We start from the raw sequence: 25,764 nt of genomic DNA on the forward strand, positions 1-25,764 counted from the left end.
CCCTTCACCACAAGCTTCCCGGGCGGCCCCACGCCCGCCTCACCATGAAGGAGTCCGTCCGACATGAAGATCCACGTAGCAGCGGCCGCGGTGTCCGTCACGGCGATCTCGACGCTCCTGCTGGCCGCGGGACCGGCCAGCGCCCACCCGTACGACGGGAAGGACCCCTACCGGAGCGGGTGCGCCGCCTCCAAGGTGTACACCGGCGAGAAGGCCTCGCTGAAGAACGAGATCGGTGACAGCCTGGGCACGATCCGGCTCTACTACTCCCGCAAGTGCGGCACCAACTGGGGCGAGGCCAGGGTGTCCAAGCACGCGACCGGCCAGATCACGGTCTTCACCAGCTCCAGGAGCCGGTCCTTCACCTACCGCGCGGGCAACGGCGGGCACCACTGGGGCAACATGGTCTACGCCCCGAGCGGCGTCTGCGCCAAGGCCTCGGGCAGCGTGACCAACGGGATCGGCCGCACCAACAAGGGCAGCGGCACCACGGGCAAGGCCTGCGGCTGAGACGGCCGCAGACGTCCAGGGCGGCGCGGATCAGGTCGCGAGGCTCGTCGGCGGTGATGGCGGCGGCATCGGCGGGACGACGCCGCGCGTCTGTCCGGACCCCGGCAGGCGGTCGATCGGCTTGCGATAGCGGACGTGCTCGGTCCGGCGCCGGAAGCCCACACTCTCGTAGAGGTCGTACGACCGGTAGGGGTTCGACGTGCCGGTGTACAACCGGGTGGTCTCGGCTCCGTGCTCCCTCAGGCACCGCAACCCGTCCAGCAGCAGGGCTCGGCCGAGTCCCTGACGTCTCGACCCGGCCCGGACGCTCAGTTCCTCGACTTCGCCCACCGTTGCGTGGTCCCGCCGGCGGACGGAGCACAGGACGACGCCGACCATGCGGTCCCCGGCCCAGGCGCCCCGCCAGCAGGCGGGGTCGGCCGTGGCGAGGAAGCTGTCGAACGTCCACGTCCCGGTGAAGGCGGCATCCGCGTACGCGTCGGTCACGGTCGTCCATGCCGCGTGGAAGTCGTCCGGTCCGACGGCGCCGAGCCGGATGCCACCCGGCACGCGGCTGCCGCCGGGCAGGTGACGCAGGTCCGGCAGAACCAGCTCCACCAGGCTGAAGACACGCCGGTATCCGGCGTCGAGGAGCAATGCCGTCGCCTCATGTTCGTGAGCCGTGGCGTTCGCGCCGAACACGGCCGTCCGCGTGGTGCCGTGCTGTCGCACGAGCCGGCGGATACGGGTTTCGGCCCAGCCGAGCATGGCCGAGCCCACGCCCCGGCCCCGGTGGCCGGGCAGCAGATAGCCCCGGTGCAGGTACAACCACGTGCCGTCCTGCTCCTCCCACCACGTGATCGTCGCGTGGCCGACGACATCACCGTCGTGCTCCACCAGGACCTGGTTCTCGGACGCGTTGGTCAGCGTGGCGCAGGAATCCGCGATCTCGGCTGCTGCGGGAAGTCCCTCGACCACCGATCGGGCGTCGATCCGATCCTGTGCCGCGCAGCCCCGCCGCACGGCGGCCATCGCGCCGTGGTCCTCGCCGCCCGCACAGGGCCGGAAGAGGTAGCCGGGCGGCGGCTGCGGCGATGCGAGCCCGTCGTTCACGCCGAGACCTCCCTGTGCCTGGTGCTGTCGAGCGTAGGCCGTGGCCGGCGTAACGGACACCCGCGAGGATGCGCCGTGCGACGGCTGCACGGCCCGGCCCCAGGAAACCCGGCTCTCCCGCCTGACGGAGAGGTTCATGCCGCCGGCCCGGTCCGCCGCATCGGGCGCGCGTCGCGCCCTCTCCTCCACCGGTGGGGCGCGGGTCCGACTTTGGTAGGTGACGGCTCCGCCGTACCGGAGATTAGCCTGGGCCGGTGAACGAGACCCGACCCCCGCACCTGGCCGCGGTCGCCGGAGTGCTCATCGTGATGGGCGCGCTGACCGCGGTGTCGTTGTGGAGCCTGGCGGGCCGGCCCACCTGGGGGATGGACCTCGCTCTCGCGGCGGTGAGCGTGGGCGCGGCGCTCGCCCAGCTGCGGTGGCCGGCGTCCGGGGCGCTGGCCGCCACCCTCCTGGCCACGCTCTCCCCGGTGGCCACGCCCGCGGCCTCGATGGGGGCGCTGCAGGTGGCCCAGCGCAGGCGCTTCCCGGTCGCGGCGGCCGTGACGGGGGCGGGCATCGCGGCCCACGTGGTCCAGGGGCTGTGGCGGCCGAACTCGGGCATCTCCTTCGGCTGGTGGCTGCTGCTGATCTGCGTCGCCTACGGCGCGCTGCTCGGCTGGGGCGCGTTCGCCCGCTCCCGCCGCGCCCTGCTGGAGTCGCTGCGCGAACGCGCCCACCGCGCCGAGGCCGAGCAGGGCCGGCGGATCGCCGAGGCGCGCATGGCCGAACGCCGCCGGCTCGCCAGAGACATGCACGACGTGCTGGCCCACCGCCTCTCCCTGGTGGCCACCCACGCGGGGGCACTGGAGTTCCGCCCCGACTCCTCCCCTGAACAGCGCGCCCGGGCCGCCGGCGTGATCCGCGCCGGCGTGCACCAGGCGCTGGAGGAGCTGCGCCAGGTGATCAACCTGCTCCGCGAGCAGGACGACCGGACGGACGACCTGCAGCCCCGGCCGGGCCTGACCGACCTGCCAGGCCTGATCACCGACGCACGGCAGGCCGACCAGGCGGTACGGCTCCACGAGGAGGTCGCCGACGTCGACGCCCTGCCGGCGGCCGCGTCGCAGACCGCGTACCGCGTCGTGCAGGAAGGGCTGACCAACGCCCGCAAACACGCCCCGGGCCAGCCGATCGAGGTGCTGCTGCGCGGCACCCCCGGCACGCTCCTGCTGATCGAGATGCGCAACCCGCTGCCCCCGGCGGACGCGGCCCTCGTCGCGCCGGGCAGCGGGCTCGGCCTGGTCGGGCTCACCGAGCGGGTACGCCTGGCCGGCGGGCAGCTGGACCACCAGAGCACCGGGGGTGAGTTCCGGCTTCAGGCCCGGCTACCATGGCCCGCGTGATCCGCGTGCTCCTGGTAGACGACGACGCCCTGGTCCGCGCCGGCCTGTCCATGATGCTCGACGGCGCGGCCGGCATCTCTGTCGTGGCCGAGGCGGGCGACGGCCAGGAGGCCATCGCCGCGACCGACGCCCACGCCCCCGACGTCGTCCTGATGGACCTGCGCATGCCCCGCGTGGACGGCATCACCGCGACCCGCCGGCTGCGCGCCCGCGCCCGGCCGCCCGAGGTGATCGTGCTGACCACGTTCGACACCGACGAGAACGTCCTGCACGCGCTCCGCGCGGGTGCCGCCGGGTTCCTGCTCAAGGACACCTCGCCACCGCAGATCGTGGAAGCGGTCACCCGGGTCTCGGCAGGCGACCCGATCCTGTCCCCGCGCATCACCAGGCGGTTGATGGAGCGCACGGTCGCCCAGGCCGGGGCGTACGAGCAGGCCCGCGCCGCGCTGGCCGCCCTCACCCCGCGCGAGCACGAGGTGGCGGTGGCGATCGGCCAGGGCAGGACGAACGCCGACATCGCCGCCGACCTGGCCATGGGCATCACGACGGTGAAGGCCCACGTCTCCAGCATCCTGACCAAGCTCGACCTGGGCAACCGCATCCAGATCGCGCTGCTCGCCCACGACGCGGGCCTCACCTGACCGGAGCGGGCGGCCTCACGGCCGGACCTGGACCAGATAGCCGGCCAGCTCGGCCGGGCGTGACAACATCACCATGTGGCTGCCGGGCATCTCGTCCGGGGTGATGCCAAGCCGCTCCTCGACATGGCGGCGCACGAAGCCGGGCGTGAAGAAGCGGTCGTCGCGGCAGAGCAGATATCGCGTCGGGACGTCCGGCCAGGCGGCCAGCGGCCAGGGCTCGCCACACGCCCGCTCCATGCTCATCGTCTCGGCGAGCGCGCCGTCGTGGGCCAGCACCCGCTCGGCCAGCTCGCGCGGAACGTCGTGCAGGTAGAGCTCGTGCTGGTCGTCGATGTCAGGCGAGACCCAGCCGCTGCGTTCCCACCAGTCGTCCGGCGGCTCGCCCGGGCTCGGAATCATGGCGGTCACCAGCACGAGCGCCGCGGCTCCTGTGCGCGCGCAGACGAGCGGGCCCACGAGGCCGCCCCACGAGTGGGCCACCACCACGAGGGGCCGCCGCTCGCCGGCCGCCCGGACGACGGCGTCCGCGTAGTCCCAGAGCCCTGCTCCCGGATCGGACATGGGCAGGTCCACCGCGATCGTGTCATGACCGCGGTCGCGGAGCTCGGCTTCGACCAGGTGCCAGTCGAAGGCGCTGCCACCGCCGCCGTGGATGAGAACGAAGGTTGTCATGACCGTGGTGACCGGCGGGGGCGCGAAAACTCATCGTCCGGGCGTGCCCCACCTGGCGAGGTGGCGGGCGATCGTGCTCGTGGCGGGGACGTCGGCGGACAGAAAACCGGCCCGGACCAGGCGGGCGGCGTCGGACCGGTGCACGGCGGGCCGGCGGTTGTGTCCCTCGCCGGGGTAGGCGCAGGCTCCGCGCCGCCGGGCGGCCCGCGCGACGATGGCGACGAAGCCGTGGTCCTCCTCGCCGTGGACGGCAGGGGCGAAGCGGACGGGGAGGACGCGTACGCCGCGCGTCGTACGGGTTCCGGCGGCTGCTATGGTGTAGGGCACTTGTGACCGGACGAGGAGACCAGACGTGGCAGGTGACGACGACATCTCCGGGTGATACCGGAGAGTGACGGGCCCCGGCAGGCGCTATGACCGCCGCCGACGTGGCCCCGGTCGTCGTTCCCGAATCCCTGTCCCCTTCCGCCGGGCGGCTTTCGGCGCGCCCCGCGTTCTCCTACGAGGTCCTTCCCCATGTCCGACGCGTTCATCATCGTCTCCAACCTGTCCTTCTCCTGGCCCGACGACACCCCCGTCTTCACCGGCCTGTCCTTCACCGTGGCCGCCGGCCGTACGGGCCTGGTCGCACCGAACGGCGCGGGCAAGAGCACGCTGCTCAAGCTGATCGCCGGCGAACACCGGCCACAGGGCGGCGGCGTGTCCGTCGAGGGCGTGCTCGGATACCTGCCGCAGACCCTGACCATCTCGGCGCCCGTTTCTGCGCCTGTTTCTGGGCCCGCCTCGGGCGACCTGACCGTGGCCGAGGTGCTCGGCATCGCCCCCGTCATCGCCGCGCTGGACGCCATCGAGTCGGGCGACGCGAGCGAGGAGCACTTCGCCACCATCGGCAACGACTGGGACATCGAGGAGCGCACCCGGGCCCAGCTCGACCGGCTCGGCCTCGGGGGCCTCGCGTTCGACCGGTCCCTGCGAACGCTGAGCGGCGGCCAGGTGGTGTCGCTCGGCCTGGCCGCGCAGTTCCTCAGGCGGCCGGACGTCCTGCTGCTGGACGAGCCCACGAACAACCTCGACCTCGATGCGCGCCGCAGGCTCTACGACGTGCTGGGGGAGTGGAACGGCTGCCTGCTCGTGGTCAGCCACGACCGGGCCCTGCTCGACCGCATGGACCGCATCGCCGAGCTGGACCAGGGCGAGGTCCGCTTCTACGGGGGGAACTTCACGGCGTACGAAGAGGCCGTACGCACGCAGCAGGAGGCCGCCGAGCGGACCGTGCGCAGTGCCGAGCAGGAGCTGAAGCGCGAGAAGCGGGAGATGCAGCAGGCCCGCGAGCGGGCCGACCGCCGGGCGAGCAACGCCGCCCGCAACCTCAAGAACGCCGGCCTGCCGAGGATCTTCGCGGGAAACATGAAGCGCGGCGCCCAGGAGTCGGCCGGGCGGGCCGGCCAGACCCACCTCGCCCGCGTCAGCGACGCCAGGGCCCGGCTCGAGGAGGCGGGCCGTGCCGTGCGCGACGACCAGCGGATCGCGCTGCAGCTACCCGGGACCAACGTGCCCGCTGGGCGTACGGTCTTCCTCGGCCAACGCCTGCAGGCGCGCGGCCTGTTCGCCGAGCCCGGCGTCGACCTGGAGATCCGCGGGCCCGAGCGCATCGCGCTGATCGGTCCGAACGGCGCGGGCAAGTCCACGTTGCTGCGCATGATCAGCGGTGAGCTGGAGCCGGACGGCGGCACCATCAGGCGGGCCGGCGGCCGGGTCGCCTACCTGTCGCAGCGGCTCGACCTGCTCGACGTCGAGCGCACCGTGGCCGAGAACCTGTCAGCGTTCGCCCCCGGCATGCAGGAGTCCGAACGGATGAACCTGCTCGCCCGTTTCCTGTTCCGGGGCTCGCGGGCCCACCTGCCCGTCGGGGTGCTCTCGGGCGGCGAACGCCTGCGCGCCACGCTGGCCTGCGTGTTGTGCGCGGATGAGGCTCCCCAGCTCCTGCTGCTGGACGAGCCCACGAACAACCTCGACCTGGTCAGCGTCGGCCAGCTGGAGAGCGCGCTCGGCGCGTACGAAGGGGCCTTCGTGGTGGTCAGCCACGACGAGCGGTTCCTCGCGGAGATCAACGTCGGCCGCTGGCTGGAGCTGTCCGGCGGCCGGCTGGTGGAACGCGGCGGCCCCGCCGGCGAGTGACGGTCGCCCGCGGTTTTCTGGACTTGCTGGTCCATTTTTCGCTCATTACCTTGTGACCGTCCCGGGATGCGGCGTCGGACGGCGTGCCGCAGGGCGACGAGAGACGAGGGGTTCACCATGCGTGCGATCCGTGTCAGCGAGTACGGCGGTCCCGAGGTCATGAGCTGGACCGAGCTGCCCGATCCAGAACCCCGGCCGGGAGAGGTGCTCGTCCGGCTGGGCGTCGCCGGGGTGAACTACATGGACGTCGGCGTCCGGACGGGCCCGGCTCCAGGCTGGACCCTTCCCGCGATCGTGGGAGTCGAGGGCATGGGGTACGTCGCCGCCCTCGGCGACGGCGTGCAGGGCTTCACCGCCGGCGACAGGGTCGCCTGGTACTACCACCGGGGCAGCTACGCGGAGCGGCTCGCGATCCCGGCGGAGTCGCTGGTGCGTGTCCCGGAGAACGTGGACGACGAGACGGCGGCGGCGGTGATGATGCAGGGTCTCACCGCGAACCACCTCACCACCGAGACCTACCCGATCAGGCCGGGTGACACGGCGGTGGTGCACGCCGCCGCCGGGGGAGTGGGGCTCGTCCTGACCCAGCTGATCAAGGCGAGGGGCGGCTCCGTCATCGGGCTGGTCTCGCGGGAGGAGAAGGTGCCGGTCGCGAAGGAGGCCGGCGCCGACCACGTCATCGTCTCCAGCGGCGGCGGCTTCGAGGAACGGGTGCGGGACCTGACCGGCGGGGAGGGCGCGCACGTGGTGTACGACGGAGGCGGAGCGCCGACGTTCCGGTCGTCGTTGGCGGCCCTGCGCCGGCACGGTGTGCACGCCTTCTACGGCCCGTTCATGGGCGTCCCCACGCTCACCCCGGCGGAACTGCCCAACAGCGTCCTGCTGTCCTATCCCCTCGTCCGCGATCACGTGCCCACCCCGACGGCGCTGCTCACGCGTACGGCCGAGGTGTTCGGCTTCGTCGGCGACGGACGGCTCAGGCCGGTCGTCGGAGGGCGTTACGCCCTCGCGGACGCGGCGCGGGCGCACGCGGACCTCGAATCCCGCCGTACGGTCGGGAAGCTGCTGCTCCTGCCGTGAACCGAGAGGTCATCCGGCCAGGGGTGCCGCCGCCCGCAACCGTGCGATCCACCAGTCGAGCGCGGTGCGCAGATGGGCGGACTCCCCGGTGGACAGCATGATCGACACGCCGCCCTGGATGGCGGCGAGCAGCGCGGCGGCGCTCTCGTCGACGTCGACGGACGCGGACAGCAGGCCGTTACGCTGCAACGCCATGATTCCGCCGGCCAGGCTCTGCTGCCAGCGTCTCATCAGCTCGCCGACGATCGCCCGCGAGCCCGGCGTGTTACGCCCGACCTGCAGGAACAGCGTATAGAGCGGGCACTGGTCGCCCTGCGACTCGTAACGCTCCACGAGGGCGTCGCGCCAGCGGTACCAGGCCTCCCAGGTGTCGAGGCAGGCCAGGTGGGGCTGCTGATCCCTCAGCACCTGATCCGCCTCGTACTGCGCCACCGCGAGCAACAAGGCGTCCTTGCCCTCGGGAAAGTAGTGGAAGAGCTGGCTCTTGCTCGTGCCGGTCCGCGACCGTACGTCGTCCAGGGTGACGTCGGTGACGCCCTTGTCCCGGACGACCTCGGCGGCGCCTTCGACGATGCGCGCCCGGGTGGCCTGCCCTTTCGGTGTCAGCACACGTTGCATGGCCTCGCTCCCCACCCGCCGGATCCGGCTCCACTGTAGTGCGCCCGGGCCGGGCGGTGCCCGGTCAGGGGCTCGTCTGTCCGCGGTCGAATGCCCCCGTATGGTTCATGATCGATGTCACCAGGGTGGCCGTCGCGATGAACGTGCCTCCGCTCCACACAAGCGCTCCGGCCATCAGGACGTCGTTCTCCCTCGCGACGATGAGTGCGATGAGTGCTATCACCAGCGAAAGCAGCAGGTCGATGGCCAGGCAGAGCGCGATACGTGTGGTTACGCTCATTTCTTCTCATTTCGGTCAAATGAATCGTGAATGGATAACCGTACTTCTGGGTGCTCTCGTCCGTCGTGGTCCCAAATTATGGCGGTTGGGGAGCTCGGACGCACGTGCTAATGCATGTGCAGATACGGATTTTCCTCCGAGGGATGAGGATCTTCTCCTGTCAGGGATGGGTGGCGCGTGATTTGTGTACTTATAGGGTGATTTCTCATGGACGTCACGACCGGTGACTACCGTAGGTAGGTGCACGTGCAAGGACGGCGGCGCGGGCGAGCGTCGCCTCTGGTGAGCACCCGTGGTGGAGGTTCGTCCATCGGCGGTGCTGGACGTGGTGGGAATCTCCATGGTGTGGGCGGGTGGCGGCTGGTTGTGTGGGGCCATGCGAGTCATCGTGCCCGCCGCCGAAGGGCGGGCGGTAAAGGTCGGCGCCGGCCAGCGCGTACGCGTCACCGACCTCGAAGGAGGTCAGGTGGGCGACCTGTTCGCGTTCGCCGCCGACGACCCGGCCGAGCAGCTCAGCGCGTCTCACACGCGGGCCGCCACCAGCCGCCTGTTCCCGGCGGTGGGCGAGCAGTTCGTGACCGATCGGCGCAGGCCGATTCTCACCCTGGTGGGCGACACCTCGCCGGGCTGTCACGACATGCTCATCGCGGCCTGCGACCCGGAGCGCTACCGGGCCCTCGGCGTGACCGGATTCCATGCCTCGTGCGCGGACAACCTGCGCCGGAGCCTGGCCTCGCTGGGCCTGGCGACTCCGCGCACCCCGCAGCCGGTCAACCTGTTCATGAGGATCCCGGTGTCGGGCGACGGCCGGCTGAGCTGGCTGAGCGCGATCAGCCGCCCGGGTGACGCGATCACGTTCGAGGCGGCCGTGGACTGCGTCCTCGCCGTCTCGGCCTGCCCCCAGGACCTGGTGGAGATCAACAGTCACCGGCCGACGCCGCTGGCGATCGATCTCCTCAGCGACCACGAACACCAGCCAAGGAGCGAGTGAAATGAAGGACGTCCAGCACCCCGCCCTGCGTCCCGAGACCATCGGCGAGCTGAGCCTCGCCAACCGGCTGGCGGTCTCGCCCATGACCAGGGTGTCGGCCGCCTCCGACGGCACGCCGACGGAGGAGATGGCCGACTATTACGCGGCGTTCGCCCGCGGCGGGTTCGCCCTCGTCGTGACCGAGGGGACCTACACCGACACCTGGTACAGCCAGGGATACTTCAACCAGCCCGGCATGGTCAGCGACGGCCACGAGGCCGGCTGGCGGGAGATCGCGGGCAGGGTGCGCGCCGCCGGTGCGGCCATCGTGCTCCAGCTGATGCACGCGGGCGCGCTGTCGCAGGGCAACCGCTACCGTGAGGACACGATGGCGCCGTCGGCGGTGCCGCCGCGCGGTGAGAAGATGCCCGAGTACGGCGGTCACGGGCCCTGGTCCACGCCCCGCGCGATGCGCCAGGACGACATCGACCTGGCGGTGCGGGGTTTCGTGGCCTCAGCGGTCCGCGCCGAGCGGGCCGGCTTCGACGGAGTCGAGGTGCACGGCGCCAACGGATACCTGATCGACCAGTTCCTGACCGACTACACCAACACCCGTGACGACCGATACGGTGGCGCGGTCTCCCGCCGGGTACGACTGGCGGCGGAGATCGTCTCCGCCATCCGGGAGGAGGTCGGCCCGCGCTTCTGCGTGGGCATCCGGTTGTCCCAGGGCAAGGTCAACGACCACACCCACCGATGGGCGGGCGGTGCCAGGGACGCGGAGATCATCTTCGCGGCGCTCGCCGAGGCGGGCGCGAGCTACCTGCACATCGCCAGCGAAGGACGCGACTGGGTGGAGACGGCGACCCTGGACGGGGGAATGACGATCACGGGCCTGGCCAGGAAGGTCACCGGGCTGCCGGTGCTGGCGAACGGCGGCATGCACGACGCCGACCAGGCGGCCACGGTGCTGGCGGACGGCCACGCCGACGTGCTGGCCCTGGGCCGGGGCGCGCTCGCCAACCCGGACTTCCCGCGGCGCCTGGCTCAGGGGCTGCCCATGGCGGACTTCGACCACCACATGCTCCAGCCGATGGCGACGCTGAACAACGCCAGGCTGTGGCGTCCCGCGGCCGGGGTGACGGTTTGAGCGCGGCCCCGGGGTCCGGTGGCCGGGGTGACGGCGCGGCCCCGGGATCCGGTGTCCAGGGCGATCGTCCGGGCGCGGACTCGGGGCCCGGTGGTCCGGGCTGGCGTGCGGGGTTCGCCGCGGTGGTCACGCTGACCTTCGACGTGGACGCCGAGACGCCCGTGCTGGCGCGGGGCCGCCGGTACGCCGGCCACGCGAGCACGATGTCCCATCAGGCGTACGGGCCCGAGGTCGGCCTGCCGCGCATCCTGGACCTCCTCGACGAGGTGTCCGTGCCGGCCACGTTCTTCGTGCCCGGCTGGGTGGCCGAGCACCGCCCGTGGCTGGCGCCGTCGATCGCCGGGCGGGGCCATGAGGTGGCGCACCACTCCTACAGCCATCGCCCGCCCACGTCGATGACGGCCGGCGAGGAGCGCGCCGACTTCGAGCGGGCGCTGGCCGTCTTCGACCGCCAGGGCATCGAGATCAGGGGGCACCGGGCCGCCCTGTGGGAGGCGTCCTGGCAGACCGGCGACCTGGTCGCGGAGCACGGGCTGCGCTACGACTCCTCCCTCATGGGGGACGACCGGCCGTACAAGGTGGGGACGCCGGCGGGCGAGATCGTCGAGTTGCCCGTCCACTGGTCGCTCGACGACTGGGAGCAGTACGCGTTCCTGCCGGCTCCGCACGTCGGCTCGGTCATCGAGTCCCCGGCGAAGGTGCTGGAGCTGTGGCGGGCCGAGCTGGACGGGATGCGCCACTACGGCGGCCTGTTCAACCTGTGCGTGCATCCGTTCCTGTCCGGACGGCCGGGGCGGGCCCTGGCGCTGCGGCGCTTCCTGGAGTACGCGCGAAGCTGCGCCGACGTGTCGTTCGCCCGCTGCCGCGACGTCGCCGAGTCGGCCGCCGCGGACGCCGGGCTGGCCGTGCGCCGCCACCGGCCGCCCGAGGTCTCGCCGGACGTCTACCCGGACTGAGCTCAGTCCATCGCGTCGATGGTCAGAGCCAGGAACAGGTCGACCCGGTCCTCGGTGCGTCCCACGTCCCTGCCGGTGAGCTCGGTGATCTTGGCCAGGCGGTTGCGCAGGGTGTTGACGTGGACATGCAGCGCCGTGGCCGTCGCCGCCCACTGCCCGTCGTGATCGAGGAACGTGCGCAGCGTCAGCTCCAGGTCGCCGCCCCGCCGGGCGTCGTGGTCCTTCAGCGGTCCGAGGAGCCCGGCGGAGAACCGGCGGGACGTCTCCGCGTCGAGCAGCCCGAGGAGCAGCCGGTGCGTGCCCAGCTCGGAGAAGGCGCGCACGCGGGGGCCGGTGCGGGCGCGCAGGAGCACGCGGCAGGCCTCCCTGGACTGCAGGAGGGCGGGCCGCAGCTCGGCTGCCTGCGAGGCGATGCCGCCCAGCCCCGCGACCGGGCGCAGGCCGGGGAAGCGCCGCTCGACGCCGCGCACCAGGCGCTGCGCGAACGGCGGCAGCCCGTGTTCCGGATGGCGCCACGGCAGTACGGCGACGACGTCCTGCGTGCCGCCGGCGACCACCACCGGCACACCCTCGGCGGCGAAGAACTCCCCGATCGCCTCGGCGAGCCCGTGCATCGTCGCGGTCTCGTGCTGGGCGAACGCCACGGCGCACACGGCCAGCGGGCCGCCCGGGTCCACGCCGAAGGCGCGCAGCCTGCCGGGCACCTCGGCCGCCCGGCTGCCCCCTGACAGGACCATCTCCAGGAGCTCGCTGGCGAAGCGCATCTCGATCGCCTGGACGGCCTGCTGCTTGGCGACCTCCAGGCTCAGGAACCTGGCCGCCTGCTCGAGCCCCTCCCGCTCGGCCGAGGTGAGCCGGCGCAGGGGTCGCAGGCAGATGAGGGCGGCGTCGATGTCGCCGACGGCGCCCACGGGGAAGAGCGCGGCACGCCCCGCGTCCCCCAGCTCCACCTCCAGAGCCGGCGGGCGTTTGGCCAGCCCCGTGGCGACCGCGTGCAGCTGGTCCGCGTCGAGGTCGGCGCCGACCGCCGCGAGCGAGCGGGCCATCCTGTCGACCACGGCGAGGGGCAGGTCGTAGTCACGCCGCATGACGTCGAGCACCCCGTAGGCGCCGGCTCCCCGGGAGATGGCCGTGGCCAGCGCGTCGCCCCGGCGTACCATGCCGACCAGCGCCTGCTTCCGCTCGTCGGCCAGCATGTCGGCGACGGCCTGGGAGACCGCCGTGAACGGCACCTCGATGGAGATCTCCAGCAGCGGCAGCTCCTCCTCCCGGCAGGCCTCGACCAGGTCCGGGGGAGTGGCGGGCAGCTCGGCGCGCAGGCCGAAGACGATGCCGCTGCCCCTGGCGCCCTTGACGCTCCTGACGAACCGCGCGGGTGACACCCGGTCGAGCCACAGGCCGTTCGTCAGCACCAGTTCCCGCTCGCGCACGTAGGGGGACGGGTCGGGCAGCTCGGTGTTGTGCACCCAGGCGACCGGCTCGTCCATCGCGTCCGGCCTGCCCGTGACCAGCACGGTGAGGTGGAGGGACGAACGAGCCACCAGCGAACGAAGGGTGAACACGGTGTGACTATATCCAGGGGAACAAGGCGTTCATGGAGATCCCTCCATGGACGCGGGAGCTCCCTCCCGGCCCGGCCGCGGTGCTCGCAGCCGGGCCGCGGCCACGGCGAGCAGCGCGACGGCGGCCAGCGCGAAGACGGTGTTCCCCGCCAGGTCGATCGCCGGTTCCACGGGTACGGCGGGCGGTTGCGGAAAGCCGTGCCAGGCGTAGGTGAGCACGCCGCCGGCCGCCAGCGCGAACGTCTGGACGGGGCCCCACCCGTGCCGCCCGGACCAGCGGGTCACCAGGGTGCAGACCGTGGCGTACACGGCGAGGTTGACGGCCACGACGGGCCACGCGCCGAGCGTGTCGAGAGCCAGGGCCGCCAGCCAGAACACCGCCCCGGCCGCCAGGGAGAAGCCGAGGACCGGCCACGGCCCGGGAGCCCGCCCCTGAGCCAGGACCTGAGCCCCGACGGCCCGGCCGCGGCGGCGCAGGGCGAGGAGGACCAGCAGCCCGGCCAGGACGACGACGGCGGCGGCCTGCGCGATGGAGGGTTCGTACGCGGCCGGGTCGAACAGCGCGGCGGCCACCGCCCCGCAGACGAACAGGAGCCCGGCGGTCACCAGCCCGGGAAGGCGGAGCCACGGCTCCGTCGCCCTGGCCGGCACGTAAGACTCCATGATCGCGATGGGGACGCAGATGCTGCCCACGGCGTGCACGCCGCCCAGCACGAAGCTCACCCACCAGGCGCTCACCTCCAGGCCGGGGATCCACGCGTACGAGACGAGGTCCATCCCGGCGTAGCCGGGGTCGAAGAGGGAACGGGTGGCCAGGCCCTCCTCGACGAGACCGTAGGCGATGGCGAGCAGGACGATGCCCGGCCAGCCGGCGCCCCGGCGCCTGGCCAGCTCACGGACGAGCAGCGCGCCGCCCCCGTACAGCGGGGCCAGCGTGATCAGCGCGACCAGCATGGTGACGGGCAGGTTGCCCAGCAGGAACTCGCCGATCAGCGGCGACAGCAAGAAGAGCCCGAGCGCGGGCGCGATACGTCTTCCCATGCCTCCCAGCCTCGCCAGGCCAGGGGTGCGGCCGGTAGTGACATTCGTCAGAGCCAGCCCTTGGACTCGGCGGCGCGCGCCGCCTCGGCCCGGTTGCGGGCGCCGAGCTTGCCGATGGCCGACGACAGATAGTTGCGTACGGTCCCGTCGGACAGGTAGAGGCGGCGGGCGATGTCGGCGATCGTGCCGCCCTCGTTGGCGGCGCGCAGCACGTCGCGCTCGCGGCTGGTGAGCGGATTCGTGCCGGCGGAGAGGCTGGCGGCGGAGAGCTTGCGGTCGAACACCCTCTCGCCGGCGTGCACCCGACGGACGGCGTCGGCCAGCTCCCCGGCCCTGGCGTCCTTGACCACGTAGCCGGCGACGCCGGCGTCCATGGCCCGCCTCAGGTAGCCGGGGCGGCCGAAGGTGGTCAGGATGATCACGCGTACGCCGGTGAGCTCGGCCGCCGCGGTGAGACCGTCGCGGCCCGGCATCTCGATGTCGAGCAGCACGACGTCCGGGCGGAGCCGGGCGACGGCGTCCGCGACCTCGTCGCCCCGGCCGACCTGGCCGGCGACCTCGATGTCGGGCTCCAGGCCGAGCAGCGCCGCCAGCGCCTCGCGTACGAGGTGCTGGTCGTCGGCCAGCAGGATGCGGATCACGGCACGTCCGCCACGGGCAGCCGGGCGGTCAGCAGGAAACCGCCGCCCTCGGCGGCCGAGCCGTGCAACGTGCCGCCCGCCACGTGGATGCGCTCGGCGAGGCCGCGCAGCCCGTTGCCGCCGGCGTCCGCGGCCGCGGCGGGCCCGCGGCCGTCGTCGAGCACCTCCGCGTACGCCTGCCCGCCCTCGACGCCGAGGCGGATGCGGCAGCGGCGGGCGCCGCTGTGCCGGACGACGTTCGTCGTGGCCTCCCGGACCACCCAGGCCAGAACGGGTTCGGCGTCGGCGGGGAGCGGGTCCGCCGCCACCTCCAGCCGCACGCCCGCGGTGCCGAGCGCGCGGCGCGCGCCGTCGAGCTCTTCGGGCAGCGACAGCTCCCGGTAACCCGCGATCGCCTCGCGCACTTCCGACAACGCCTGCCGGGAGAGCTCTTCGACGTCCCGCATCTCGGCTCCGGCCCGTTCCGGGTCGGCGACGGCGAGCCTGCCCGCGAGCTGGCTCTTCACCGTCATCACGGCCAGGCTGTGTCCGAGCAGGTCGTGCATGTCGCGGGCGAAGCGCAGGCGCTCGTTGTCCACGGCCAGCCGCTCGACCTCGACGTTCGCCTCGCTCAGCGCCCTGTTCGCGGCGTTCAGCTGGAGGAAGGCGTGCATGGCGGCGGCGAACACGACGGTCTGCAGCGGCATCCACCAGTAGTCGGCCAGCGACCTGCCGAGCAGCGGAAGGGCGAGCGCGACGGCCCCGACGACCGCCCCGGTCACCGCCGGGAGGGCCCGCGCGGGCAGCGCCGTGGCCGCGGCGGTGATGAGGAAGTACGACGTCGCGAACACCCACATCTCACCGAGAAGGGGCGCCACCGCGGCCGCGACCAGGTAGAGCAGGATCAGGGCGTACGGGGTGGCGTTGCGGTGCGGGCGCTCCAGCGCGGTCCACACGACCCGCAGGTAGAGGAGCACGAAGCACGCCACGCCCGCGAACATCAGCCCGGCCATGACGCCCGAAGGGGCGGACGCCAGGAACGCGGGCACTGGCCACACCAGGACGACGAGATAGACGGAGGTCCACAGGCGGCCCTTCATGCGTTCCACTCTAGCCAGCGACCATTCCCGCCGAACCCTGACGAATGTCACATGTCAGCGCTTGCCGAACGACTGCCAGGTACCCGCGAGGCCCTGCTGCCCGGCCCCGGGCGCGCTCCAGTCGCAGGTCCCGCCGGGGAAGATCTTCCGCAGCCGGTCGAGCTGGGGCTTCGTCAGGGGCGTCCCGTACTCGGCGGGATCGATCGGCCGCAGCCGGCACTTGACGATGTCGTTCGCCATCGTGCCGCCCGCGACGAGCCGCGGCGAGGTCCACACCGGGTACAGCGTGTTGCAGGTGGTCGTGCCGTTGCCCGCGACCTGGGGTTCGGTGATCTTCCGGGGTTCGGGGTCACGGGTCCAGCAGGCGTCCGTGAGCTCGCGCGGCTTGTTCCGCACCACCCTGTCGGCAGGGCGGCCGGGGCCGTGATCGGCGGCGATCGCGGTGAGCCACCGGTCCATCTGCGTCAGCGCGTCCAGGAGGACGGGGCTGTTGAGCGAGAACCCGCCGTACCGGTTGTCCTCGACGAGCATGACCTGGTTGTCGAACGTGCCGTTCGCCTTCAGCAGCCGCTCCCGGGTCGAGAACGACTGGAACCGCATGTGGATGTCCCCGCCCGGCGCGTCGTCGGTGTAGGCGCGGTAGTCGATCATCGGCATGCGCGCCAGGCCGGCGCCCGCGTTGAGCAGCCGCCCGCTCCGGTACGCCGCGCGCGTCGCGGCCAGGTCGGCCCGCGTCCGCTCCGGCACGTGGTTCGCGTCGGCGTCGAAGCCGCCGATCCGCTCATTGAGGTCCAGGAACTGCTCGACCGTGATCGCCTTGTCCCGCAGGGCGCCCAGCCCGTACTGGATGCCGGTGTTGTCCAGCGGCCGCCGGGCGAACCCGGTCCGCGGGTCGCGGCCGTAGACGTTCACGGTGTGGTCGTACACGTCGCACCGGGCGCCGGTCGGGTTGCTCTCCGGGTGGTAGCGCAACGGCGCGGGCAGCTGGCCGGGGCAGAAGATCCGCGGGTCGATCCGGCCGCCGCCCCGGCCGAGGTTCGCGATGCTCTCCCAGCGCCCGAAGCCGGAGACCGCCTGCTGCTGCTCCCGGCTGAAGGCGTCGGGCGCGACCTCGCGGAAGTAGTGGTCGAGCAGGCGCGCGTCGGTGATCGTGTTGACCGTGCCGAAGCCGACCTCGGGGAAGCTGCATCCCGAGACGATGCCGTCGAGCAGGCCGGGATAGTTGTCGCCGATCTGGTGCGTCTGGTAAGACCCGCCCGAGCAGCCCCAGCCGATCGTGAACGCCGGGGCGCCGTACGCCTCGACGAAGCGTTCCTTGACCATGCTCGTCGTCTCGGCGGCCAGGAGATCGTTGCAGTTGTTGCCGAAGACGTTGAGCGAGGACGACGCCACGGCATACCCCTGGCGCAACATCCTGTCGTCCATCACGTGGCCGGTGTTGCGGCCCTGGACGTACCATCCGCTGGAGCAGCCGCCGCCGAAGGTGTAGATCAGCCGGCCGTTCCAGCCGGGCGAGCGCCGCCACGGATCCGGCTCATCGGCGGCGGGATCGGCCAGCATCGACATCTCGTAGACGGCCCGGTTGACGGTGCCGGTCTCCACCCGCACGATGTACGGCACCCGGCGGCCCTCGCTCGTCGTCGTCCAGGCGAGGTCGGCCGGACGGGTCTGGCCCGCGGGCAGCGGTGCGAACTTCCCGGCCGTGGTGCGGTACACGTGGTCGACCCGGGTGGCGATCGAGCAGTCCTCGTCCGCCGGCGGGCCGAGCTTGCTTCCGGTCACCGTGGTGAACTCGGCCGTGTCGCAGATGAACGGCTGCTCGTGCGGCCCCGAGAACACCGGTCCCGTCACCGGGTGGTCGTCGAGAACGATCCGCGCCGGCCGGACGCCGCGCGCCGACGCGGTGAGAACGTTGCGCCCGGCCCGCAGGTCCGTCACCAGCCCTTCCAGCGCCCTGCCGCCGTCGACGGGCCGGAAGCTCGAGGTCACGTCCGTCCCGTCGCGTGTCACCCGTACCTTCTGGACGGATCCGCCCGGGACGTCGAGCCGGACCAGGGCGTTACCGGCTGAGACGACCTGCGGGCGCGACGAGAGCACGGTGAAGCGCAGGCCGTCGCCCCCTTCGGAGGTCGTGGCGGCCACCGGGCCCGAGGCGAGGGTCACTGCGACGACCCCGGCGGCCGACAGGGAAGATAAACGACGCGCAAACGATCTCATATGGGCTTTTTACGCCATAAACGATCTCCACGCCAGAGACCGTCCAGCCGCGGCCGGTTCAGCGCCGTGGGTCGATGTGTATCTTCGGGCCGGGGCCTGCGCCGGGAGGACGGTGGCCGGCGAGGACTCCGGCGGTCTCGGCGAGGCCGACCGTGGCCGCCACGAGCGGGCGGGCGTCCACCGAGCCGCGGGCGTAGGCGGCGATGGCTCCCTCCAGCCCGGCTGAGCCGCCCAGGATGCCGACGGCGGTGACGTCCTTGAGCACCAGCTCGCGGGTGTCGATCGTGGACGGGGCGCCGGCCAGCCCGATGCAGACCACGCGCCGCGCGGGTTCGACCAGCCGCGCCGCGAGGCCGGGCGACCCGGCCGCGTTGGAGGCGTCGATGACGGCGTCCCAGCGCAGCGACGGAAGCGAGGGGCGGGTCCAGACGTTGGCGAAGCCGAGCCGCCGGGCCGGAGACAGGGCCTCCTCGTCGCGGCCCATCAGGTGAACGTCGACTCCCTCAGCACGCGCGAACAACGCCACGAGCAGGCCGATCGTGCCCGTGCCCAGGACCAGCAGCCGCTCGCCCGAGCCGAGCTCGGCGGCGCGGACGGCCCGTAGCGCGTTGCCTCCCGGCTCGACGAGCGCGCCGAGCGTGGGATCCACGGTGTCCGGCAGGGGATGCAGGGCCGTGACGGGGACCGCGAGCCGTTCGGCCAGCGCGCCCGGGCGGCCCCGGCTGATGCCGATCTCGGCCGAGTCGGCGCAGACGTGGTGGCGGCCGCCGCGGCAGCGTTCGCAACGTCCGCAACCGAGCATGGTGTCGCCCGTGACGCGGCGGCCGAGCCAGTCGCCGTCCACTCCCTGCCCGGCCGCGGCGACGCGCCCGCACCACTCGTGGCCGGGGCGTAACGGATACCAGGACCGGCCGCTGCGCAGGTAGCTCATCCCGCCGGTGAACAGCTCGACGTCCGTCCCGCACACGCCGACCCGCTCGACGTCCACGATCACTTCCCCGGGTGCCGCGGCCGGCGGCTCGACCTCGTGGACGCCGGCCTGGCCCGGGCCGGTCAGCACCAGCGCGCGCACCGGCGTGGCCTCCCACCCGATGTCCGAGCTTTCATGCCGCCTCAGGAGAGAGCGCCTGGTGCCAGCGGGCGGTGTCGGTGTACTGGTGCAGCCAGGAGATCCGGCCGTCGGTGACCTGCCACAGATGGACGAACTCGGCTTCATGAGCGCGGTCGGTGGCACGGGCGGTGCCCCGGTAGTGCCCGAACCGCTCGACCACAGCGGTCGTCGTGGACATGTCATCCCCTTTCTAGTGGCGATATTCTAGAATCTGTCAACTAATATCAGGAGGCCCGTCCCATGGGAAGACCGGCCAAGTTCAGCCAGGACCAGATCCTGGACGCGGCCTTGGCGATCGTGGCCGGGAGCGGACCGGGCACCGCCACGATGGCGGCCATCGCCGCCCGGCTCGGTGGTCCGACCGGCTCGCTCTACCACCGTTTCGGTTCGCGTGATCTGCTGATCGCCACCCTGTGGCTGCGTACTGTCCGACGATTCCAGGACGGGTTCATCTCCGCCCTGGCGGACGCGGGTGCCGAGGCTGCCGCGCTGCACGTCCCACGCTGGTGCCGTGCGCATCCCGCCGAGGCGGCGCTGCTTCTCCTGCACCGTCGCGAGGACCTGGCCGCTCGATGGCCTGCCGAGCTCGGTCACGACCTGGACCGGTGCGACGCCCGGGTGGCGGCCGCGCTGAACGATTTCGCCGCGCGCTCCGGCGTGGACCCTGAACGGCTGGCCTTCGCCGTGGTCGACGTCCCCTACGGCGCGGTCCGGCGCCACCTGCTGGGCCGGCGATCGCCACCGCCGTCCGTCGACGAGCTGATCGTGTCCGCCTGCCGCGCCGTGCTCACGTAGGTCCACGGAAGCCAGGACCGTGGCGGCGGCGCTTCACGCCTACCGCCGCCGATCACCGGTCGCGGGGCCGGCCGTTGGATGACACACAAGGAGCTTTCCCGCGGAAAGGGACTTTGGTCCCTGTTCTCCGCCGCGGCCGGGGCGGGAGGGTGGTGGGGTGACGTACCACTCCGGCGAACGGCTCGACGGCGCGAGCGCTCGGCGCCTGCGGGAACTGCCCGAGGGCGAGGCGATGCGCCTGCTGGCGGGCGTGCCGTTCGGCCGGATCGTCTTCACCCGCCACGCGCTGCCCGCGGTCCGGCCGGTGAACCACCTCGTGGTGGACGGGCGGATCGTCATCCGGTCCCACCCGGGCACGATCGTGAGCACCCATGTGGCGCCCGCGCAGGCCGTGGTGGCCTTCGAAGCCGACGAGCTGGACGGGCACGAGCGCCTGGGCTGGAGCGTGATCGTCACCGGGGTGGCGCGCCTCGTGACCGATCCCCGGGAGGCCACCCGGCTCAAGACCATGCTGCTCCCGTGGGTGGCGGGCGAGATGGACCAGGTGATCCGCATCGAGCCGGAGATCGTCACGGGGTTCATGCTGGTTCCCGCCGCGGCTCTCGCGGACCGGAGGGCCGACGACCCTCCAGGCCGGGACCTTCGGCCCTGACCGGGCACCCCTCCCGCGTGATGCGCTGAGCCTGACCCCTATGGAGGTGAGAGTCATGGCCATCCCTTCGGCGAAGCGGGTGCTTGACGCCGCGGTGGAGGCGGCGCGCTGGGCACCGTCCGTGCACAATACGCAGCCTTGGACCTTCTCGGTGTCGGAGGAGACGATCAGCCTGCGGGCCGACCCGGACAGGAAACTGCGTGTCAGCGACACCACGGGCCGCGAGGTGCTGATCAGTTGCGGGGCTGCCCTGTTCACGATGCGTACGGTGCTGCGCCACGAAGGCTTCGAGCCTGTCGTACGCGTCCTGCCGGACCCGGACCGCCCGTCGTTGCTCGCCACGCTCCGGCCGGGCGCCGGGATCCAGCCCGACGAGTCCACCGCGGTGCTGGCCGGCGAGATCCGGCACCGCCGTACCCACCGGGCGGGCTTCGCCGACGTGCCGGTGCCCGACAGGCTCATCGACCGGCTGAGCGCGGCGGCACTGAGCGAAGGGGCCAAGCTGACGCCCGTCCGCGCCCCGGAGGCGGTCGACGTGCTCGCCGCGCTCACCCAGGCCGCCCAGGGCGTCCAGGCGCAGGACCGGCGCTTCAGCCTCGAGGTGATCCGCTGGGCCAGGCCACCCGGCAGCAGCCGCACCGACGGGGTGCCCGCGGACGGCTACCCCCGCGCGGCGGCGCCGACCGAGCCGCGCTTCCCCCAGCGGGACTACGCCTGGCGGCATGACTGGGGCTACGACGCCGACCCGCGCGGCGCGGCGGCCGTCGGAGTCGTGGCGCTGCTCACCACGCCGGGTGACGGCCGCCAGGACTGGATCGCCGCGGGGCAGGCGCTGCAGCACGTTCTGCTGCGTGCTTCGGCGTACGGCGTCAGCGCCGCCTTTCACACCCAGGCGTTGGAGATGGGCCTGCTGCGCGAGTTCATGAGGCAGGGGCTCTGCTCGGGCGAGCACCCGCAGATGCTCATGAGGTTGGGCGTCACCTTCGACGAGAAGGGCTCGGTGCGCCGTCCCCTGTCCGAGGTCGTGTGGTGAGGGCCGAGCGGGGCTGACCCCGGGGATCCTCAGAGGCCGTGGATGCGGCGGCCGGTGACCTGGTGCGGGACGACGCGAATGTACAGGTGGCGCTCGCCGCCCGCCCACGGGGTGATGTCGGCATCCGGCGTCTCGTCGTGCGGCACATGGTGGGCCGGACCCTGGATGAGGACGCTCCAGCCCTCCCGCCGGGCCACGTCGATCTGGTCCACCTGGAAACCGATCTTGATGTCCACGCCCTCCAGGCCCGTGCGCAGGTCCTGGTCCATCGGCCCGCCGTAGGAGGTGCGGAAGACGATGGCGCCGTCGTGGACCGTGTAGTTGACGGGCAGCACCGTCGGCCCCTGCGAGCCGGTGAACGCCACGCGGCCGATGCCGCCGGGCGCCACCAGCCGCAGGCACTCCTCGCGATCGAGCACTTCCGGTGGGGATCCGGCCGTACCCGTGCGCGACGTCCCGAAGTCGCCACTGCTTGTCATGCGGGTGTCTCCCTTCCGGTGGTGGTCACGACGATGACGCTACCCACGTGCCCCCGCGGCAGACAGGGTCCTTCGGCCCGGGGAAAGCCGACCTCCGGCCCTGCACCCTGCCGGGGCGGGCGGGTTCCGATGGAGGTGCGACGAAGGAGGACATGTCATGATCATCGTGGGAGTGGACGGCTCCGTGGCCGCACGAGCCGCCGTGGAATGGGCGGCGGGCGACGCCTTCCGCATGGGGGTGCCGCTCCGGATCGTGTACGCGGTCGACCGCAGCTCGTACCAGATCGGCAAATATGCGAGCATCGGCCTGCCCGATCTGCTGCTGCGCGAAGGGCTGACGATCCTGCGCGAGGCGGAGGAGCTCGTTCACGAGCGCCGGCCCACCGTCGAGGTGACCACCCGGCACGTCGAGGGCAGGCCCGCCGCGGTCCTGCGCGAGCAGGCCGCAGGCGCCACCGAGGTCGTGGTGGGCAGCCGCGGTCTCGGCGGATTCGCCGGCGCCCTGGTGGGCTCGGTCGGCACGCACGTGGCCGGGCACGCCCACTGCCCCGTCGTGGTCGTGCGCGGCGAGAACCGCCCGGTGCACGGGGAGATCGTCGTGGGCGTGGACGACACACCCGAATGCGAGCCCGCGCTCGCCTACGCCTTCCAGCAGGCGGAACTGCGGGGAGCCGCCCTGCGCACGGTGCACGCCTGGCAGCTCCCGGTGCACGTCTACGCGCCGGAGCTCGTCTACGACATGGACGAGATCCGTACGGCGCAGCACCAGGTCGTGCGCGTCCGGCTGGCAGCCTTCGCCGAGAGCCATCCGCACGTGAAGACCATCGAGGACGTTCCCTCCGCGCATCCCGTGGACGCGCTCACCGACGCCTCCGAACGAGCGGACCTGCTGGTGGTGGGCTCGCACGGACGCGGCGCACTGAGCGCGATGTTGCTCGGCTCGGTCAGCCGGGGCGTCCTGCACCACGCCCGATGCCCGGTGGCGGTCGTCCGCGCCTGACCTCGCCGCCCAGCCCGTGGCCCGCGGTGGGCGACGTGCCGTCCAGGTGCGAAACTGAGCGGTATGTCGGAGAGCGAGCAGCATCCGCTGCTCCCCCAGATGCGGCTCGACGAGTTGCTGGCCGAGCTGCAGACGAGGCTGAACGCCGTGCTGGCCACGCGCGATCGGGTGCACGCCCTCCTGGAGGCGGTCGTGTCCGTGGGCAGCGACCTGGACCTGGAGACCGTGCTGCGGCGGATCGTGGAGACCGCGACCAGGTTGGTCGACGCCGGCTACGGAGCGCTGGGGGTGATCGGGGAGGAACACACGCTCATCCAGTTCATCCCGGTGGGACTGAGCGAGGAGGAGATCGCGAGGATCGAGCACTGGCCGCACGGGCTCGGCCTGCTCGGTCTGCTGATCAAGGACGCGCGGCCGCTGCGGCTCGGCCGCATCTCGGACCACCCGGAGTCGTACGGCTTCCCGCCGGGCCATCCGCCGATGGGCACGTTCCTCGGAGTGCCGGTACGCGTGCGGGACGAGGTGTTCGGCAACCTCTACCTGACCGAGAAGCGCGGCGGCGGCGAGTTCGACGAGGAGGACGAGGCCGTCGTCGTCGCGCTGGCGGCCGCCGCGGGCGTCGCGGTGGAGAACGCCCGCCTGTACGAGGAGTCGCGCAGGCGCGAGACCTGGCTGCAGGCGTCCACGGAGATCACCACGAGCCTGCTGTCCGGCGTCGGCTCCCGCGAGGTGCTCACCACCATGGCGGCGCGCGCCCGCCGGATGTGCGACGCGGACCTGGTCCAGCTCCTGCTTCCCGAGCCGTCCGGCCAGGCACTGACCGTGGACGTGGCGGAGGGCGAGGGAGCGGACGAGTCGCTGGCGATGAGATTCGAGGTCGGCGCGACGCTGGCCGGCGAGGCTTTCACCCGGGGCGAGCCGAGGTCCGATCCGGATCTGGCCGCCTACCCCGACTCGCCGCTGCGACGGCCGGGATACGGGCCCGGCCTCGCGGTGCCGCTGGGGACGCCGCCGCGGGTGCGAGGCGTCCTCATGCTGGCCAAGCGGAGCGGACGGCTGCCGTTCAGCAGGGCCGACCAGCAGATGGTCGAGTCGTTCGCGGGCCAGGCGGCGCTCGCGCTGGAGCTGGCCGAGGCCCGCCAGGACGCCGAACGGCTCGGCCTGCTGGAAGACCGGGACCGCATCGCCAAGGACCTCCACGACGTGGTCATCCAGCGGCTGTTCGCGACCGCGATGACGCTGATGAGCACCGTCCGGCTGGTGGAACGGCCGGAGGCGGCCAAGCGGCTGCAGCACGCGATCGACGAGCTGGACGAGACGATCCGGCAGATCCGCTCGTCCATCTTCGCCCTGCAGACTCCGCGCGAGGAGGCGGCTCCGAGCCTGCGTGCGCGGATCGTCGACCTGGTGGAGGGAGCGAGCGGCCACCTGGGTTTCATGCCGGGGCTGCGCATGGAGGGCCAGATCGACGCCCTGGTGCCCGATGCCGTGGCCGAGCACCTGCTCGCCGTGCTCCGCGAAGCCCTGTCCAACGTCGTGCGCCATTCCCACGCCACCCGCGCGGAGGTCTCAGTCGAAACCTCCAAGGGCCAGCTCGCCCTCGTGGTCACCGACAACGGCGTCGGCCTGGGAGACAGCGCTCGCCGCAGCGGCCTGCGCAACATCGGCGAACGGGCCGGCCGCCTGGGCGGGACCGCGGAGCTGGAAGCCCCGGACGACGGCGGCACCAGGCTGCGCTGGCACGTCCCCCTCCCTTGACGCGTGCCGGGCCAGCGCCCAGTGAGGCAACGCAGTAAGGCAACGCAGTGAGGTGCTGAGCACGGCGCCAGGCTCATTCGCGCTTGCCGGCCCGCAGCCGGGCCGACAACGCGGCCGCCTGGGTGCGGCGCTGCATGTTGAGCTTGGACAGCAGGTTGGACACGTAGTTCTTGACCGTCTTCTCGGCCAGGAACAGCCGCTCGCCGATCTGCCGGTTGGTCAGCCCTTCGCCGATGAGGTCGAGGATGTGGCGTTCCTGTTCGGTCAGTTCGGCCAGCGGGTCCTTCCTGGCGGCCTGCTCGCGTAGCCGTTGCAACATCGCCGCGGTGGTCTGCGGGTCGAGCAGGGACTGCCCGGAGGCGACCGTGCGGACCGCGCCGACCAGGTCGGAGCCGTGGATCTGCTTGAGCACGTAGCCGGAGGCGCCGGCCATCACCGCGTCGAACAGAGCGTCGTCGTCGGCGAACGAGGTGAGCATCAGGCAGGCCAGCCCGGGCAACTGCGAGCGGACCTCCCGGCACACGTCGACGCCGTTGCCGTCGGGCAGGCGCACATCCAGCACCGCCACGTCCGGCCGGAGCGCGGGAATGCGGGCCGTGGCCGACTCGGCGGTTCCTGCCTCGCCGACGACCTCGATGTCGTCCTCGGACTCCAGCAGGGCGGCCACCCCGCGTCGTACGACCTCGTGGTCGTCAAGGAGGAACACACGAATCATGCCTCCGACACTAGTCAAAGACGCGGGACCGCCCAAGCTTCACGTCAACCCGCCTGCCGGGGCCACGGCGGGACGAAGGTCCTTGGTCCCCGGGTCCTACGGCACTGCTTCGCGAGGGCCGCCAACGGTGTGATGGAGGTGCGACAGGG

At 72.4% G+C, this 25,764-nt stretch carries 27 protein-coding genes; 13 read left to right on the plus strand and 14 right to left on the minus strand.

The window, feature by feature from the left end; all coding sequences use genetic code 11:
• Nucleotides 1-63: 63 nt before the first annotated feature.
• Nucleotides 64-510, plus strand: a complete 447-nt coding sequence (locus ACTWPV_RS04930) for a DUF2690 domain-containing protein (protein ID WP_347642318.1) — start codon at nt 64-66, stop codon at nt 508-510.
• A 30-nt stretch (nt 511-540) separates the two neighbouring features.
• On the opposite strand, the gene ACTWPV_RS04935 is transcribed toward ACTWPV_RS04930, so the two are convergent.
• Entirely contained in the window at nt 541-1,602 is a 1,062-nt protein-coding gene (locus ACTWPV_RS04935; RefSeq protein WP_443150757.1) for a GNAT family N-acetyltransferase, read from the minus strand.
• Between the two features lie 254 nt (nt 1,603-1,856).
• Here ACTWPV_RS04935 and ACTWPV_RS04940 point away from each other — a divergent pair, with 254 nt between their 5' ends.
• A complete protein-coding gene (locus ACTWPV_RS04940) occupies nt 1,857-2,987 on the plus strand; it encodes a sensor histidine kinase (RefSeq protein WP_443150758.1) in 1,131 nt (376 codons plus the stop codon).
• Nucleotides 2,975-3,628, plus strand: a complete 654-nt coding sequence (locus tag ACTWPV_RS04945; protein ID WP_443150759.1) for a response regulator — start codon at nt 2,975-2,977, stop codon at nt 3,626-3,628. The genes ACTWPV_RS04940 and ACTWPV_RS04945 overlap by 13 nt, the downstream gene beginning before the upstream one ends.
• A 15-nt stretch (nt 3,629-3,643) precedes the next feature.
• On the opposite strand, the gene ACTWPV_RS04950 is transcribed toward ACTWPV_RS04945, so the two are convergent.
• A complete protein-coding gene (locus ACTWPV_RS04950; RefSeq protein ID WP_443150760.1) occupies nt 3,644-4,300 on the minus strand; it encodes an alpha/beta fold hydrolase in 657 nt (218 codons plus the stop codon).
• Nucleotides 4,301-4,330: 30 nt separating this feature from the next.
• Complete coding sequence (locus ACTWPV_RS04955) at nt 4,331-4,672, minus strand: hypothetical protein (RefSeq protein ID WP_443150761.1); 342 nt, start codon at nt 4,670-4,672, stop codon at nt 4,331-4,333.
• 144 nt (nt 4,673-4,816) lie between these two features.
• Here ACTWPV_RS04955 and ACTWPV_RS04960 point away from each other — a divergent pair, with 144 nt between their 5' ends.
• Both ACTWPV_RS04960 and ACTWPV_RS04965 read left to right on the plus strand, forming a co-directional pair.
• A complete protein-coding gene (locus ACTWPV_RS04960; RefSeq protein ID WP_443150762.1) occupies nt 4,817-6,478 on the plus strand; it encodes an ABC-F family ATP-binding cassette domain-containing protein in 1,662 nt (553 codons plus the stop codon).
• A 117-nt stretch (nt 6,479-6,595) separates the two neighbouring features.
• Nucleotides 6,596-7,558 (plus strand): quinone oxidoreductase family protein, encoded by a 963-nt coding sequence (locus tag ACTWPV_RS04965; protein ID WP_443150763.1) that lies wholly within the window; start codon nt 6,596-6,598, stop codon nt 7,556-7,558.
• A gap of 9 nt (nt 7,559-7,567) precedes the next feature.
• Here ACTWPV_RS04965 and ACTWPV_RS04970 read toward each other — a convergent pair whose 3' ends face one another.
• Both ACTWPV_RS04970 and ACTWPV_RS04975 read right to left on the minus strand, forming a co-directional pair.
• Nucleotides 7,568-8,176 carry a TetR/AcrR family transcriptional regulator gene (locus ACTWPV_RS04970; RefSeq protein ID WP_347642325.1) on the minus strand — a complete coding sequence of 203 codons (609 nt, stop codon included), beginning with the start codon at nt 8,174-8,176 and terminating at the stop codon, nt 7,568-7,570.
• A 64-nt stretch (nt 8,177-8,240) separates the two neighbouring features.
• Entirely contained in the window at nt 8,241-8,456 is a 216-nt protein-coding gene (locus tag ACTWPV_RS04975) for a hypothetical protein (RefSeq protein WP_347642326.1), read from the minus strand.
• A 376-nt stretch (nt 8,457-8,832) separates the two neighbouring features.
• Here ACTWPV_RS04975 and ACTWPV_RS04980 point away from each other — a divergent pair, with 376 nt between their 5' ends.
• The 3 genes from ACTWPV_RS04980 (at nt 8,833) to ACTWPV_RS04990 (ending at nt 11,532) form a co-directional block, all read left to right on the plus strand.
• Entirely contained in the window at nt 8,833-9,447 is a 615-nt protein-coding gene (locus ACTWPV_RS04980; RefSeq protein ID WP_443150764.1) for a DUF1989 domain-containing protein, read from the plus strand.
• 1 nt (nt 9,448) lies between these two features.
• Entirely contained in the window at nt 9,449-10,576 is a 1,128-nt protein-coding gene (locus ACTWPV_RS04985) for an NADH:flavin oxidoreductase (protein WP_347642328.1), read from the plus strand.
• Between the two features lie 122 nt (nt 10,577-10,698).
• Nucleotides 10,699-11,532 carry a polysaccharide deacetylase family protein gene (locus tag ACTWPV_RS04990; RefSeq protein WP_443150765.1) on the plus strand — a complete coding sequence of 278 codons (834 nt, stop codon included), beginning with the start codon at nt 10,699-10,701 and terminating at the stop codon, nt 11,530-11,532.
• A 2-nt stretch (nt 11,533-11,534) separates the two neighbouring features.
• On the opposite strand, the gene ACTWPV_RS04995 is transcribed toward ACTWPV_RS04990, so the two are convergent.
• From ACTWPV_RS04995 to ACTWPV_RS05025, 7 genes are all read right to left on the minus strand, one after another.
• Nucleotides 11,535-13,094, minus strand: a complete 1,560-nt coding sequence (locus ACTWPV_RS04995) for a PucR family transcriptional regulator (protein WP_347642330.1) — start codon at nt 13,092-13,094, stop codon at nt 11,535-11,537.
• 30 nt (nt 13,095-13,124) lie between these two features.
• On the minus strand, nt 13,125-14,135 hold the full coding sequence (locus tag ACTWPV_RS05000; protein ID WP_347642331.1) for a hypothetical protein: 1,011 nt from the start codon (nt 14,133-14,135) through the stop codon (nt 13,125-13,127).
• A gap of 47 nt (nt 14,136-14,182) precedes the next feature.
• Entirely contained in the window at nt 14,183-14,776 is a 594-nt protein-coding gene (locus ACTWPV_RS05005) for a response regulator transcription factor (RefSeq protein WP_347642332.1), read from the minus strand.
• A complete protein-coding gene (locus tag ACTWPV_RS05010; RefSeq protein ID WP_347642333.1) occupies nt 14,773-15,855 on the minus strand; it encodes a sensor histidine kinase in 1,083 nt (360 codons plus the stop codon). The genes ACTWPV_RS05005 and ACTWPV_RS05010 overlap by 4 nt, the downstream gene beginning before the upstream one ends.
• Nucleotides 15,856-15,909: 54 nt before the next feature.
• On the minus strand, nt 15,910-18,018 hold the full coding sequence (locus tag ACTWPV_RS05015) for a DUF6351 family protein (protein WP_443150766.1): 2,109 nt from the start codon (nt 18,016-18,018) through the stop codon (nt 15,910-15,912).
• 112 nt (nt 18,019-18,130) lie between these two features.
• The gene (locus ACTWPV_RS05020; RefSeq protein ID WP_443150767.1) at nt 18,131-19,144 is read right to left on the minus strand and encodes a zinc-dependent alcohol dehydrogenase; all 1,014 of its coding nucleotides are present in this window, start codon (nt 19,142-19,144) and stop codon (nt 18,131-18,133) included.
• Between the two features lie 31 nt (nt 19,145-19,175).
• Nucleotides 19,176-19,361, minus strand: a complete 186-nt coding sequence (locus ACTWPV_RS05025) for a nuclear transport factor 2 family protein (protein WP_443150768.1) — start codon at nt 19,359-19,361, stop codon at nt 19,176-19,178.
• Nucleotides 19,362-19,423: 62 nt separating this feature from the next.
• Here ACTWPV_RS05025 and ACTWPV_RS05030 point away from each other — a divergent pair, with 62 nt between their 5' ends.
• The 3 genes from ACTWPV_RS05030 to ACTWPV_RS05040 all read left to right on the plus strand — a co-directional run bounded on the left by ACTWPV_RS05030 (nt 19,424) and on the right by ACTWPV_RS05040 (nt 21,663).
• Nucleotides 19,424-19,978: a TetR/AcrR family transcriptional regulator gene (locus tag ACTWPV_RS05030; RefSeq protein WP_443150769.1), complete on the plus strand. Its 555-nt coding sequence runs from the start codon at nt 19,424-19,426 to the stop codon at nt 19,976-19,978.
• A 157-nt stretch (nt 19,979-20,135) separates the two neighbouring features.
• Nucleotides 20,136-20,630: a pyridoxamine 5'-phosphate oxidase family protein gene (locus ACTWPV_RS05035; protein ID WP_443150770.1), complete on the plus strand. Its 495-nt coding sequence runs from the start codon at nt 20,136-20,138 to the stop codon at nt 20,628-20,630.
• Between the two features lie 55 nt (nt 20,631-20,685).
• Complete coding sequence (locus tag ACTWPV_RS05040) at nt 20,686-21,663, plus strand: Acg family FMN-binding oxidoreductase (protein WP_443150771.1); 978 nt, start codon at nt 20,686-20,688, stop codon at nt 21,661-21,663.
• A gap of 29 nt (nt 21,664-21,692) precedes the next feature.
• Here ACTWPV_RS05040 and ACTWPV_RS05045 read toward each other — a convergent pair whose 3' ends face one another.
• Nucleotides 21,693-22,142: a pyridoxamine 5'-phosphate oxidase family protein gene (locus tag ACTWPV_RS05045; protein WP_347642338.1), complete on the minus strand. Its 450-nt coding sequence runs from the start codon at nt 22,140-22,142 to the stop codon at nt 21,693-21,695.
• 157 nt (nt 22,143-22,299) lie between these two features.
• Between ACTWPV_RS05045 and ACTWPV_RS05050 the strand changes: the two genes are divergently transcribed.
• Nucleotides 22,300-23,142: a universal stress protein gene (locus ACTWPV_RS05050; RefSeq protein ID WP_443150772.1), complete on the plus strand. Its 843-nt coding sequence runs from the start codon at nt 22,300-22,302 to the stop codon at nt 23,140-23,142.
• 63 nt (nt 23,143-23,205) lie between these two features.
• Nucleotides 23,206-24,900, plus strand: a complete 1,695-nt coding sequence (locus ACTWPV_RS05055; protein WP_443150773.1) for a sensor histidine kinase — start codon at nt 23,206-23,208, stop codon at nt 24,898-24,900.
• Nucleotides 24,901-24,973: 73 nt separating this feature from the next.
• On the opposite strand, the gene ACTWPV_RS05060 is transcribed toward ACTWPV_RS05055, so the two are convergent.
• A complete protein-coding gene (locus ACTWPV_RS05060; RefSeq protein WP_347642341.1) occupies nt 24,974-25,615 on the minus strand; it encodes a response regulator transcription factor in 642 nt (213 codons plus the stop codon).
• Between the last annotated feature and the right edge of the window lie 149 nt (nt 25,616-25,764).

Source organism: Nonomuraea sp. KM88, from assembly GCF_052245635.1.
In the GTDB taxonomy this organism is placed as follows: domain Bacteria; phylum Actinomycetota; class Actinomycetes; order Streptosporangiales; family Streptosporangiaceae; genus Nonomuraea.

What these genes read in the sequence shown, in the direction of transcription:
- ACTWPV_RS05010 (WP_347642333.1), bottom strand. Translation starts at nt 15,855, where the DNA reads ATGAAGGGCCGCCTGTGGACCTCCGTCTATCTCGTCGTCCTGGTGTGG.
- ACTWPV_RS05060 (WP_347642341.1), bottom strand. Translation starts at nt 25,615, where the DNA reads ATGATTCGTGTGTTCCTCCTTGACGACCACGAGGTCGTACGACGCGGG.
- ACTWPV_RS04955 (WP_443150761.1), bottom strand. Translation starts at nt 4,672, where the DNA reads ATGTCGTCGTCACCTGCCACGTCTGGTCTCCTCGTCCGGTCACAAGTG.
- ACTWPV_RS04980 (WP_443150764.1), top strand. Translation starts at nt 8,833, where the DNA reads ATGCGAGTCATCGTGCCCGCCGCCGAAGGGCGGGCGGTAAAGGTCGGC.
- ACTWPV_RS04960 (WP_443150762.1), top strand. Translation starts at nt 4,817, where the DNA reads ATGTCCGACGCGTTCATCATCGTCTCCAACCTGTCCTTCTCCTGGCCC.
- ACTWPV_RS05050 (WP_443150772.1), top strand. Translation starts at nt 22,300, where the DNA reads ATGATCATCGTGGGAGTGGACGGCTCCGTGGCCGCACGAGCCGCCGTG.
- ACTWPV_RS04945 (WP_443150759.1), top strand. Translation starts at nt 2,975, where the DNA reads ATGGCCCGCGTGATCCGCGTGCTCCTGGTAGACGACGACGCCCTGGTC.
- ACTWPV_RS05040 (WP_443150771.1), top strand. Translation starts at nt 20,686, where the DNA reads ATGGCCATCCCTTCGGCGAAGCGGGTGCTTGACGCCGCGGTGGAGGCG.
- ACTWPV_RS04970 (WP_347642325.1), bottom strand. Translation starts at nt 8,176, where the DNA reads ATGCAACGTGTGCTGACACCGAAAGGGCAGGCCACCCGGGCGCGCATC.
- ACTWPV_RS05055 (WP_443150773.1), top strand. Translation starts at nt 23,206, where the DNA reads ATGTCGGAGAGCGAGCAGCATCCGCTGCTCCCCCAGATGCGGCTCGAC.
- ACTWPV_RS05030 (WP_443150769.1), top strand. Translation starts at nt 19,424, where the DNA reads ATGGGAAGACCGGCCAAGTTCAGCCAGGACCAGATCCTGGACGCGGCC.
- ACTWPV_RS05045 (WP_347642338.1), bottom strand. Translation starts at nt 22,142, where the DNA reads ATGACAAGCAGTGGCGACTTCGGGACGTCGCGCACGGGTACGGCCGGA.
- ACTWPV_RS05025 (WP_443150768.1), bottom strand. Translation starts at nt 19,361, where the DNA reads ATGTCCACGACGACCGCTGTGGTCGAGCGGTTCGGGCACTACCGGGGC.
- ACTWPV_RS04975 (WP_347642326.1), bottom strand. Translation starts at nt 8,456, where the DNA reads ATGAGCGTAACCACACGTATCGCGCTCTGCCTGGCCATCGACCTGCTG.
- ACTWPV_RS04985 (WP_347642328.1), top strand. Translation starts at nt 9,449, where the DNA reads ATGAAGGACGTCCAGCACCCCGCCCTGCGTCCCGAGACCATCGGCGAG.
- ACTWPV_RS05000 (WP_347642331.1), bottom strand. Translation starts at nt 14,135, where the DNA reads ATGGGAAGACGTATCGCGCCCGCGCTCGGGCTCTTCTTGCTGTCGCCG.
- ACTWPV_RS04930 (WP_347642318.1), top strand. Translation starts at nt 64, where the DNA reads ATGAAGATCCACGTAGCAGCGGCCGCGGTGTCCGTCACGGCGATCTCG.
- ACTWPV_RS04950 (WP_443150760.1), bottom strand. Translation starts at nt 4,300, where the DNA reads ATGACAACCTTCGTTCTCATCCACGGCGGCGGTGGCAGCGCCTTCGAC.
- ACTWPV_RS04965 (WP_443150763.1), top strand. Translation starts at nt 6,596, where the DNA reads ATGCGTGCGATCCGTGTCAGCGAGTACGGCGGTCCCGAGGTCATGAGC.